Below are 11672 nucleotides of genomic sequence, written 5' to 3'. Positions count from 1 at the left end.
ATTGAGGCATGCAGGTCGGGGTCACCCCGGAGGAAACCGCTGTTCTGATTAGGTGGAAGAAACGCACGGACAATTACGTGCTTGTTCGGATGAAGGCAGAAGCCATCCTGTATGCTTCTCGTGGCGTTGATGTGAGTATCATCGCTGAAATGGTTGAGCGCAGCGTGAAAACCATCCGGGAGTGGCTGGCCGAGTGGCAGGACAGCAGGATGTGCTCGGTGCTCACCGGGCATGCAGGGAACCAGAACGCGGCGAAACTCACCCGCGCACAGAAGGAAGAACTCACGGCCGTCCTGGCCCGGCCGCCCTCCCAGGCGGGTGTCCACGCCGAGTTCTGGGACGTCCCAGCGATACGTGAGGTCGTGAAGATCCTGTTCGACGTGGAATACCAGGCGGATTCTTCGTACCAGTTGCTCCTGCGGTTCTGCGGGCTGAGTCTTGAGCTGCCGGACCCGTTCGACGAGCGCCGCGACGAGAAAGCCGTCACCCGGCGCATGGCCGAGGCGACGACCCAAGTCAATGCCCTGTTGGACGCCGGTTGGGAGGTGTACGCGGTCGACGAGGTCCGCTTGGAGTACGAGGCCTGGACCCGCCGGATGCAGCTACCGAAAGGGCAGCACACCAAGCTGTCCGTGGACCGGAAGAAGACGTCCCAGTCGTTCTTCGGTGCGCTCTCGCTGACCAGCAAGAAGGTCAAACTGTACCCGATCGAGGGGAACCAGAACACCGAGCAGACGATCCTCGCGCTGGAACGACTCCAACGCGAAACCGAGGCAGAGAAGATCGCGGTCGTCCTGGACAACGCCCGATTCCCCATGCCAAGATGCTGGCCGGCCTCTACGGGCCGGGTCAGCTGCTGGAGCGCATCATGCCGATCCATCTGCCGCCGTACGCGCCCGACCACAACCCGGTCGAGCACGTCTGGAACGCGGCCAGGAACAACATCGCGACCATCCAGCGCGAGACCCCCGAAGAAACCCTCGGCGCGTCCGCCTCACACATCGCCGGCCGAACACTCGACCACGGCTTCGAGCACCTCCCACTCCGCGAAACCAGAAACGATCTTGTTTCATGACGGCCATACACCATTCTTTTAACAAGGTTTTTGGTGAGTCGGTATGGGAATTTGTTTGAGGTGATGAAGGTTTCGAATGCGGTTCTGGTGTTCTCGAAGGTGGCGCGTTGGTGGTTGCTGATGGAGTCTTTTGCTTCTTTCCAGACGTGTTCTATGGGGTTCAGGTCGGGGCAGTAGGGTGGTAGATTGATCAGGTGGACTCGTTCCAGGTTCTTGGTCGCGCCCAGTTCTTGTTTCAGTTCCTTGAACTTGTGCCAGGCGGCGTTGTCCCAGACGATCACGATGTCCTTGTCGGGGTGCTTCAAGGTCAGATCGATCAGCGCGTTGGAGATGGTATGGCTGTTCTGCCAGTCCAGACCCATCAGGTCGACGGTGCCGTCGTCCTGGTGGAGAAAACCGATGTAGTTCTGGGCCTTGCGTTCCCGGTCGACCCGGATCCGGGTCTTGGTGCCTCGCGTGTACCAGGCCCGGCGCATGACGGTCTCGTGTTCGATCCGGACCTCGTCGGCCGCCACGACCAGCACGTCGGGGCCGGACCAGTCCTGGTCGAGTTCTCGCCCGATGTCGCCCATCCGGGCCTCAACGGTGGCCGGGTCGGGTCGGCGCCGGTCAACGCCCTCGGGCCGGTGGAACGACAGGCCCGCCATGTGCAACAGGAAGTGGTAGGACGAATCGGACTCGTAGACCACCTCGAAACGATCCCAGAACCACTCGGACATGCCCGGCACGTCCCAGAAACTGGCCGGTAGCCCGGCCTCGGACGGGGGCCGGGACAACACGTCCAGGACCTCTTCGCGCTGCTGCGCGGTGAGCAGCCAGGCGTTCAGGTTACCCGCATGCCCGGTGTGAACAGACCCCAACCGGGTCTGGTTCCAGGCCCTGGCCCAGGCGCGCACGCTCGTGGGTGTGCGTTCGACCACATCGGCGACCGTCCGCGCGTCAATGCCCTTGGACAACAAGATGATCGCCTCTGATTTCAATTTCATCAACACGTACGGGGCTGTTTTCTTGTAGTCCTGCAAGACCCGCCATTCCTCATCGGTGACCAGAACCTGATCCATGACCCGAATCATACGACAAACACCACCGGCCCTGCACGGGAACACGCCCAACAACCCACCACCAACAAAAATCTTGTTAAATGAGAGCTATATTAATAAGCCTCATCAATCCAGATTTAAATTCTTCGCGAGCAATCGTCCATCCACGCCAACCTTCTTGCCGAACCACACGCGAATGAGCTCAAATCCCTGCCTCGCAAAAACATAAGAAGCATAGGGGTCAGGCAACTCCCTATCCGCATGCTTGGCCCCCAAATACGCATCTTTGAAGCACTTGACCCAATCCGAATTCTTCATGCCTTTACCTGAAGGCTTCGCTCCCTGTAAGATCTTGCACAAGAGTTCGCTTCGAAACCTTCTGTCGACTTCATCATCTTTCGAAATGAAATCATTTACTATTTCCTTGACTAAAGCCTCAAATTCAGGATTTTTAGCATGGTTCACACCTCTGCGTCTCTGGATTTCAAAGCCCAAGGACTCAAGGGCAACGGCAATCTGGATAAGTTCAGCTTCGACCGTAGCCCCCGCCTGGAATAAGGTCGTGGTGGCGATGCGCAGGGGCTTCGACCAGGAATCCCATGCACGCATGAAATCAGAAAATAATTTCGGGTCCATGTCATCGTATTTAAACAGAGGATGGTCCCGCGCCGGGTTCATACGTTCGACATGACGCGAAACATATCCGAACTCAGGCTCATGGACCTCGGCCCAGCGGCGCTCTACTTCAGCTCCCTTGACAGAAGATTTGATATCATTGGAAACATTCACAATCTTGACAGCACAAGGCTTTCCGTAAACCAAGCACATCATATCCTGCATCATGCCATGAAATCGCGCATGATCATCCCATGGTCGCAACTCAGCAGAGGACGTCTGGAAATGAACTCGATAGTCAAGGCCAATCCATCCAGTGAATCTCCTCAAAAGAGGGATGATCGACGTGGAAAGCTTGCTCCCCATAGGTCCTTGCAGCTCGATCGAAGGAATATTTTTCACACGAATTTCAACAGCTTGCCCACCGACATCAGAGCAATCAATAGAAACGACCGGATATTCAACACCGGACCATTGATAAAGTCCGTCGATGATTGTCTTCATGCCGACAATAACTTTAAATGAACTCTCCGAGAAATCTGATTCAACAATTCGATCGACCTGGATGTTACACTGCCCCTCCCCGCGCAAATCAAATCTGGTTCTCGCTATTCTACTGGAAGCCAGCCACAAGGCACCGTAGGAATCCTTGAATACCATCTCGTCAGGAATGCCTGACATGCCATCAGAAAGTGCTTCCTCGACATCGATTCTTTCGGAAGGGATCTGAACCAGACAACCCTTCTCATTGAATTCTAGAGCAGCAACGACCGGATCATCCGAGAACCCGTACAAATAACCGACTCGAACTCCTTCTTTCCTGATGCTCACAGCGAATCCTTCCCTCTTACATACCCCGGCGCCAGCGTCTCCATCTGCTCGATGACCAGTTCGACGGCGCTCTTCTGCTTGTCCGGCGGGTAGTGGTGTCGGCGCAGCAGCCGTTTGACGCTGGCCCGCAGTCTCGCCTGCGCCTCCGGGCGACGAGTCCAGTCCGTGCGGGTGTCACGGCGCATGACCGCCACGAGCTCGCGGGCGATCCGGGCCAGCACGTCGGTGCCCCGGGCGAGCACGGCCGAGTCGTTCTGGCACACTGCGTCGTAGAAGGCCAGCTCGTCGTGGCTCAATGGCGGGTCGAATCTCGTGCCGCGGCCGTTCTCGGCTCTGACATCCTCGGCGAGTCTGCCGAGTTCGTAGATGACGTCGGCTGCGGTGATCTGCTGGTTCGTGTAGCGGATCATGAGTTCGCTGATTCGTTCGCTGAATGTCTTGCGGCGCACGACGTTGTTCCTCGTCACCGCTTCGGCCTCCTTCACCAATAGGTCGCGCAGTGCCTCGACCGCCAAGTGCGGGCTGGGCCCCTGCCGCATCTGCTCGATCGTCTGCACATCGAGTTCTTGGAGTGTCGGCCGCTGCAGACCGGCGGCCTCGTAGAGGTCGGTGATGTCACCGGCCGCCGTGGCCTGGGCCACTGCCCCGCGCAGGACGCGCACGATCTCCTCGGGTACCGGCTGACCGTTCGCCTCGCGCTGGCGCGCGTCGAGCTTGGCCATCCACACGCGCACCTCCTCGTAGAAGCGCACCTCGGTGGCGATCTCGGCGAGGTTCTCGGTCCCGCCGGCCAGCGTCCACATGCGGGCCAGTTGGGTAGACAGCGCGCGAAAACGTTCCCCGAGCGTCTGTCCATCCTGTTCGGCCTGGTTGCCGGGGGTGGCCGGGGAGCGCAGATACTCGACCGTGTCGCTGACGGCCCGCAGGCCCGCGTCCCTTGCGCCGCTGGTCGCCGTGGTCCGCCAGTCATGGCCGACCAGCAGCTCCCGCAGAGCCGCGACGATTTCCCAGGTGACGCGAACGGCTTCGGCAGTGTCCCGTCCGACGGGCCTGGTCGTCTCGTCGGTCGCCGTGTACTCACGCAGGGCCTGATTTAGGTTCTCGGTGAGCGGGGCGTAAGCGACGAGCAGTCCGTCCTGCTTGCCGCGGAAGGTGCGGTTGACGCGGGCGAGCGTCTGCATGAGCAGGGCGCCTTTGAGAGGCCGGTCGAGGAAGAGGGTGTGCAGGGGCGGGGCGTCGAAGCCGGTGAGCATCATATCCTTGACGATGACGAGTTCGAGGTCGTCATCCACGTCCCGGAGCCGGTTCTTGATCGCCTTGTTCTGCGAGTCACGACGCACGTGGCTGCGGATGGGTTCGGGATCGGAGGGGCTGCCCGAGTAGACGACCTTGACGAGGCCTCGGTCGTCCTGGTCAGAGTACCAGCCGGGGCGCAGTTCGACGATCCTGGTGTAAAGCCGCGCGCAGATCTCGCGGGTGGCGCAGACGATGAGAGCCTTGCCATGCGGTTCCGTGTTCTCGCCGGGTTCAGTGGGGGCGAGGAACTCCGTCATGCTCTCGCGGCGCCGTTCCCATTGCTCGACGATGTCGCGGGCCAAGGCGTCGATGCGTTCCGGAGCGCCGTAGATCGCGTTGAGCTTGGCCACGGTGCGCTCGACGCGTTCGCGGGCCTCGTCATCAAGTCCTTCTGTCTGCTCGTCGGCTAGCTCATCGAGTTTCTCGGCGCTCATGTCGTCGTCGAGTCGAACCTCGATGAGGCGGGGCTCGAAGTAGACGGGCACGGTGGCGCCGTCGGTGACGGCCCGTGACAGGTCATAGATGTCGATGTAGTCGCCGAACACCTCGCGGGTGTTGTGTTCTACCTCGCTGATGGGGGTTCCAGTGAACGCGATGAGCGTGGCGTTGGGCAGGGCGTCACGCAGGTGCCGGGCGTAACCATCGAGGTCGTCGTAGTGGCTGCGATGGGCCTCATCGACGATGACGACGACGTTGCGGCGGTCGGTGAGCAGCGGGTGAGCGTGCCCGGCGTCGTGCTCGGCAGCGGTGCGGCTGAACTTCTGCAGGGTCGTGAAGTAGATGCCACCGCTGGCCCGGCCGGCGAGCTCGCTGCGCAGTTGAGAGCGACGTTTGATCTGCCGGGGCTCGTCGGGCAGCAGCGTGGAACGGGCGAAGGTGCCGTACAGCTGGCCGTCGAGCTCGTTGCGGTCGGTGATCACCACGATCGTCGGGTTCTGCATGCGCGGGTGCGTGAGGACGAGGTTGGTGTAGAGCTCCATCTCCATCGACTTGCCCGAGCCCTGCGTGTGCCACACGACACCGGCTTTGCCGTTGGTGCCGAGCGCCGCCAGCGTGCTGTCTAGGGCCTTGCGCACGGCGAAGTACTGGTGCGGTTTGGCGATGCGCTTTGTCAGCCCCTCGTCGGTCTCGTCGAAGGCGGTGAAGTTGCGGACGACATCGAGCAGCCGGGCCGGTTCGAGCAGCCCGTGGGCGAGGTTCTCCAGTTCCAGCAGCTGGTCGCTGTCGGCGGGACTGGGCGCGCCGTCCTCATCGACGTTCCACGGACTGTAGTGATTGAGCCGGGTGAACGGGGTGCCGTAGCGGGCGTTGATGCCGTCGCTGATGATGGCGGCGACGACGGGGCGGAAGGCCGCGGGGAACTCGGCGAGATAGGTGCCGAGCTGGGCGTGGGCCTTGGCAATGGTGGCGTTCCGCGTGCCGGCCTGCTTGAGCTCGACGACCACCAGGGGCAGCCCGTTGACGTAGAGCACCACGTCGAGGCGCCGGCTCTGGTCGCCCCGCAGCAGCCGCACCTGCTGCGCGGCCCGGTAGCGGTTCTGCTCGGGCGCGCCGAGCAGGCGGATGGTGAGGGTCTGCTCACGGCCGTCGGCGTCCACGTAGCTAAGGCCCCGGTAGCCGTGGACGAGCAGGACGTGGAAATCCCTGTTCTCGGCGAGCGCGTCCTGCGAGCGAACCCTGACCATGTCGGCGGCCGCCTCGCGCAGGTACTGGTCGGGCACGGAGGGGTTGAGCAGCCGCAGCGCCTCGACGAGGTCCTCGGTCAGCACCAAGTCGCCCAGCGAGGCCCGTTGGGGCTCCAGTTCGGTCCCGGTGCCCGGTTCCCAGCCCAGGTCACCGAGCCAGTCGAGCAGGCTGGCCTCGAGCTGTGCCTCGGTGATCATCACAGCACCTCCGACACCTGTTTCTCGGCGTCCTTGACGCGCAGGGTGCCGTTCATGAGGGCCGGCAGGAGCGTGTCACGGAGCGAGGCGAGGGTGCGGGACTCCGCCTTGGCAGAAGCAGCACGTTCCCACAAAGGATCACACTGGGCGTTGAACTGGGCGATTTCGGATTCTGTCGCCTTAGGAACCGGAGCATGAGCAAATTTTGATGCAGTGACCGCCGGGTAGGCAGAGCCCTCTGCTACCGATAGAAGGTATTCAGTGAACCTCCAGGCGTGGGACGCCTCATACACAAAAGAAAACCCTCGCCCAAGCGGCGATAAAGTAACCAGACCCGTTGAGCACACCAAACACGGATCATCCTCCAGAACAAGCGCATGAGATCGCCGATTCGGGCGCACGGTTGACCAAATGGTATCACCGCGGCGAACACCTCGCCTGGCGCGACCTGGAGCATCATTCCATTCCATCACCCTGGGAGATGAATAATCACCCTCTGAAACACTCGCGATGTCAATGTATCGAAAACTCCCTTCATTGGGCATGACCTTGACCTGATTCATTTTTGCCATTCGATCAAGGGTTACATCTTTCCGGCCAGCGGCAAATTGGCAGAACAGATTTTTGACCAGTTCACCTGTCAGCTCATGAATCTGTTGATTAACAGCTATCTTGTCATCTAGAGCCCCCAGCACCTCTGCAACTGCTCGTTGTTCATCCAGAGAGGGGAGCTCGATAATAATTTCTCGGATCATGTTCTTGGTAAGTGCTTTTCGCGTAGCGCCAACCGCGAGGGAGTGAAGGTGACTTTTCATTCGAGGCTCAACAAGGACACACTGGAGATAGCGTGAATCAACACTTTTATTTGGCCTGATGATCATAACGTGCTGATTGACGCGAGCGGGTAGGTAACTAGAATCAACCATCGTTACTCGAGCTACAGATTCCCCAGTGATATTCAAAAGTATATCACCATTCTCCACTGTCACCGAATCTAAAGTTTTCGCGGAATCATCAGAAATATACACCAGTCCATCTTCGGCCATGGTGTTGTCAAGGACATTTTGAGAACGAATCAATGCCACGCCATGATCACGATAAACAGCAGCTCCACCTTTGGGCGTGGCTCCAGATCCTATCTTGACCGCCACGTCTCCTAAACGAATCTTTGTCATCGCAACCTCCCCAGCTGCTCACGCACAACCTGCTGCAGTCGCTCCGACTCGGCGAACTGCTTCTCCAGTTCCGCCGTGAGACGGGCGATCTTCTCATCGAGGGGCACGCCGTCGTCCTCGGGTTCGGGCATGCCGACGTAGCGGCCCGGTGTCAACGCGTAGCCCGCCTGCTTGATCTCGGCGAGGGGCACCGACCTGCAGAAGCCCGGGACGTCCTCGTACTCCCCCAGCTCGCCGGCTGGCCCAGTGGGCACGGGCGCGCCGTCGCCCTCCGGGTCACCGGTGGGGCTGAGGTCCTTGGTGCCGAGCGGCAGGCGGTCCATGCCGCGCCAGGCGTGGTAGGTGTCGGCGATCCGCTGGATGTCGGCGTCACTGAAGGCGCGCTCGGCTCGGGTCACCATGTGCCCCAAGCCGCGGGCGTCGATGAAGAGCACCTGACCCGTGCGGTCTATCCGGCCGCCCGGGCCGGCGGTCTTGTCCTTGGCGAAGAACCACAGGCACACCGGGATGCCGGTCGATCTGAACAGCTTCTCGGGCAGGGCCACCATGGCCGTGACGAGGTCGTTCTCGACGATGTTGGCGCGGATCTCGCCCTCACCGCCGGCGTTCGAGGTCATCGAGCCGTTGGCCATGACGACACCGGCCGAACCACCCGGGGCTAGCTTGGACAGGATGTGCTGGATCCAGCCGTAGTTGGCGTTGCCCACTGGCGGCACGCCGTGGACCCAGCGAGCGTCGCCCTCGATGCGGTTCCAGTCGGAGATGTTGAACGGCGGATTCGCCATGATGAAGTCCATCTGCTCGCCCGCGTGGTAGTCGAGCGTGAAAGTGTCGCCCCAGCGCGGCCCGAGATTGCCGGTGAGCCCGTGGATGGCCAGGTTCATCTTGGCCATCCGCCACGTCGCCTCGTTGAGCTCCTGCCCGTAGACCGACAGGTCGGAGGCATCGGCGTGGTGTGCGGCGAGGAACTTCTCGGCCTGCACGAACATGCCGCCCGAGCCGCAGCAGGGATCATAGACGCGCCCGTGACCGGGCTGCAGCACCTCGACGATCGTCCGCACGACACTGGCCGGCGTGTAGAACTCGCCGCCCCGCTTGCCCTCGGACGAGGCGAACTGGCCCAGGAAGTACTCGTAGACCTCGCCCAGCAAGTCACGGGCCTTCGTGGCGCCCTCCCCCGCGAACTGCAGCGAGTTGAGCAGGTCGAGCAGTTCGCCCAGGCGCTGTTGATCGACGTTCTCGCGGTTGAACAGGCGCGGCAGCGTGCCCTCAAGGGAACTGTTGTCCGCCATGAGCAGGTCCATCGCCTCCGTGATCCGCTGGCCGATGGTCTGGGTGTCGTGGACCTTGGCGAGTGCCACGAGATGCTCCCAGCGGGCGTCGGGGTGCACCCAGAAAACACCGTTGCCGAGGTACTCGTCGGGATCATCCTGGGACTCCTCGATCGCCTCCTCGTCGAAGCCCTCGGCGCTCAGCTCCTCGGCGATCCGGCGGCGCCGTTCCTCGAAGGCGTCCGAGACGTACTTGAGGAAGATCAGGCCCAGGACGACATCCTTGTACTGCGAGGAGTCGAGCGAACCCCGGAGCTTGTCCGCCGCCTTCCACAGCGTGTTCTTCAGGTCCTTCATGGACGTGGGCACCAAGGCCTGGGTCGTCGTCTTCCTGCGCGCCATCAGCGGCCTTCCTCGTTGTTCTTGTCGTCGCGGGCCCATCCGATGGCAACCGCCCCGGACGGCACCGAGCCGGTCACCAGGGCGTGCAGCTCGTCGATCTGGGCGCCCCACTGCTCGATTCGGTCCCGCCAGCCCTCCAAGTGTGTCAGGAACTCCTCCGCATCCCCGGCACCGACGGCCCGTACCGGCACTAGCCAGCCGCGCCAAGCCTTGTCCACCTCGTCCCGGGCATTGATCGCCGCGGTGATCGACGACGCCGACAGCCGCCGCTCGTCGATCACCCGCAGCACCCTGGCCGGGAAGGCGACGATGGCGCCGCCGCTGCGGTCGACGACAGCGGCGGGCCGCGGCCGCACGGTGAAGACGACGTCGCCCGGCCTGGTCAGCTCGTGGTCGGGCACCGCCCTGGTGACTGCGAGCCGGTCGACGCGCGAGGGCGCCCCGGCCACGACGTCCGCGGCCCTCCACCGCTTCAGTTCACCGGAGGCCAGTGCGGGAAGACGACGCCCCTTGACCAGCCTCAGTGACGCCCCGCCCCCGCGGCGTTCAAGAGCGGCGCCGAGCGCGATGCGCTCCGCCCTGAGCACGTCGTCATCAGTGGCGACCGCCTCGAAACCCGGTCCGAAGGGCGGCAGCACCTGAGCGAGCGAGTCGTAGAGCTGCTGCATGCGTGCGGCGTCCTGCCTCGGCGTGGCCCCTATGGCCGGGGCAGTGACCCGCCCCGGCGTGACGAGCGGGCCGTCTTCGGCAACCAGCTGCGCCTGGGCGACGGATCGCAGCATCGAGAACACGTGGGAGCCGGGATCGTCGGCGGCGAGCAGGTCGCCGAGCAGTTCCTGCCGCGCCGTGCGGTCTAGCCGTCGCCCGGACAGGTCGCCGACTCGGACGACGCCACGGCCGCTCTGCCGAGCCGCCCCTTGCACCAGCCACAGGGCCATGCGCTCCCGGCTGCCCCCGCGAAGCATGCCGGCGGGCAGCTGGACGACGGCGTGGACGACGCCCGAGCGTAGCAGCTCGTCGCGGACGGTCCCCGCCTTGTCGGCGAGCGGGTCGACCAGCAGGGCCGACGGACCGAGGGCGAGCAGGCTCACGCCCTCGCCCAGCTGGAGACAGGCTCCGTCGAGCAGGTCGAGGCTCTCCTGCGAGGCATCGGGCAGCCGGACCAGGATGACCGAGCCCGACGGCGGCGCCCAGCCGTCGTCGAATCGGGCCACGTGCGGGCTCACCCCGTGGACGGCGAGCCGTCGGCGCACCGGACGGAGCGCGCCGGGATCGTCGGTGACGAGCAGCAGCCCGGGCATCTCGTGGTCCTCGTCGGCGGCAAGTTCGATCATGACGTCGGAGCAGGAGCCCTGCACATCGACGAGCCGGCCGCCCTCGCTCAGCATGGCGCGCACAACAGCGGCTAGCAGACGAACCAGTGACCGGTCCAGACCCGAGGCAGAAGTGCGAACGAGGCACTGCCTGCGGAGAGTCTCGTATGCCGTGGCATCGTTCCAGGCCGCATCGGCGACGGCATCGGCCCGTGCGGCGAGCTCGGGCGTCCAGAGCTGCTCGGTCTCGCCCAGCAGCCAGTCATCATCCGGGTCGACCTCTTCAACGCGGTCGAGCAGTTCATCGCGGTCGAGAGCGGACAGTGGATCCTCGATCGCCGCCCGGGCGGTGAGCAGTGCGAGCACGGCCCAGAGCTCATCGAGCGGGGCACCAGGGCTGATCACCGTGTGAAGGGCCACCTCGGCGCGGGCGTCCGGGTTGTTGCCGCGGCCGGTTGCTTCGAGCCAGTCGACGAGCTCGCCGGCATCGACTCGTCCGTCAGCATTCAGCTCGGGAAAGCGAATCCCAGCCTTGGGACGCTTGGTCCACATCGTCACGACGGGACGCTCCACACGCGCCAAACGCGCCACGTCGCCAAGCGACAGATCGTTCACCACGCCTCCTCAGCGATTTCACCCCTGCGAGGACAGAGTCTAGAGCAGCCGACGTTCAATCAACACAGAAAGACTGATAAGCCCCCTTATCAAAAGAGATCATTGCTAATGAACGCTGATTGATCGACAGTTGTGCCACACCGCCGGACGGACAAC

The 11672-nt window shown here is 62.8% G+C and carries 6 protein-coding genes and 1 pseudogene; 1 reads left to right on the top strand and 6 read right to left on the bottom strand.

Features of this window, described 5'->3' with window-relative positions; genetic code table 11:
* The first annotated feature begins 8 nt into the window (after positions 1-8).
* Complete coding sequence (locus tag EGX94_RS14100; RefSeq protein WP_081707463.1) at positions 9-1097, top strand: IS630 family transposase; 1089 nt, start codon at positions 9-11, stop codon at positions 1095-1097.
* Positions 1098-1110: 13 nt separating this feature from the next.
* Here the strand turns inward: EGX94_RS14100 and EGX94_RS10415 are convergent.
* The 6 genes and pseudogenes from EGX94_RS10415 to EGX94_RS10390 all read right to left on the bottom strand — a co-directional run.
* Positions 1111-2136: pseudogene (locus EGX94_RS10415) on the bottom strand (IS630 family transposase); the annotation flags it as partial.
* A 105-nt stretch (positions 2137-2241) separates the two neighbouring features.
* A complete protein-coding gene (locus EGX94_RS10410; protein WP_021798427.1) occupies positions 2242-3561 on the bottom strand; it encodes an ApeA N-terminal domain 1-containing protein in 1320 nt (439 codons plus the stop codon).
* Complete coding sequence (locus EGX94_RS10405) at positions 3558-6740, bottom strand: type I restriction endonuclease subunit R (protein ID WP_043122810.1); 3183 nt, start codon at positions 6738-6740, stop codon at positions 3558-3560. The genes EGX94_RS10410 and EGX94_RS10405 overlap by 4 nt, the downstream gene beginning before the upstream one ends.
* Positions 6740-7915 carry a restriction endonuclease subunit S gene (locus EGX94_RS10400; RefSeq protein ID WP_021798438.1) on the bottom strand — a complete coding sequence of 392 codons (1176 nt, stop codon included), beginning with the start codon at positions 7913-7915 and terminating at the stop codon, positions 6740-6742. Before EGX94_RS10400 ends, EGX94_RS10405 begins: the two co-directional genes overlap by 1 nt.
* Entirely contained in the window at positions 7912-9588 is a 1677-nt protein-coding gene (locus tag EGX94_RS10395) for a class I SAM-dependent DNA methyltransferase (RefSeq protein WP_021798430.1), read from the bottom strand. Before EGX94_RS10395 ends, EGX94_RS10400 begins: the two co-directional genes overlap by 4 nt.
* Positions 9588-11516: a hypothetical protein gene (locus tag EGX94_RS10390; protein WP_021798436.1), complete on the bottom strand. Its 1929-nt coding sequence runs from the start codon at positions 11514-11516 to the stop codon at positions 9588-9590. Before EGX94_RS10390 ends, EGX94_RS10395 begins: the two co-directional genes overlap by 1 nt.
* Positions 11517-11672 lie beyond the last annotated feature (156 nt).

It is taken from the genome of Propionibacterium acidifaciens (assembly GCF_003798325.1).
In the GTDB taxonomy this organism is placed as follows: Bacteria; Actinomycetota; Actinomycetes; order Propionibacteriales; family Propionibacteriaceae; genus Propionibacterium; species Propionibacterium acidifaciens.
Note: the sequence above shows the minus strand (reverse complement) of the source record. Positions and strands in the feature narration are given on the sequence as shown.

What these genes read in the sequence shown, in the direction of transcription:
- EGX94_RS14100 (WP_081707463.1), top strand. Translation starts at nt 9, where the DNA reads ATGCAGGTCGGGGTCACCCCGGAGGAAACCGCTGTTCTGATTAGGTGG.
- EGX94_RS10395 (WP_021798430.1), bottom strand. Translation starts at nt 9,588, where the DNA reads ATGGCGCGCAGGAAGACGACGACCCAGGCCTTGGTGCCCACGTCCATG.
- EGX94_RS10400 (WP_021798438.1), bottom strand. Translation starts at nt 7,915, where the DNA reads ATGACAAAGATTCGTTTAGGAGACGTGGCGGTCAAGATAGGATCTGGA.
- EGX94_RS10405 (WP_043122810.1), bottom strand. Translation starts at nt 6,740, where the DNA reads ATGATCACCGAGGCACAGCTCGAGGCCAGCCTGCTCGACTGGCTCGGT.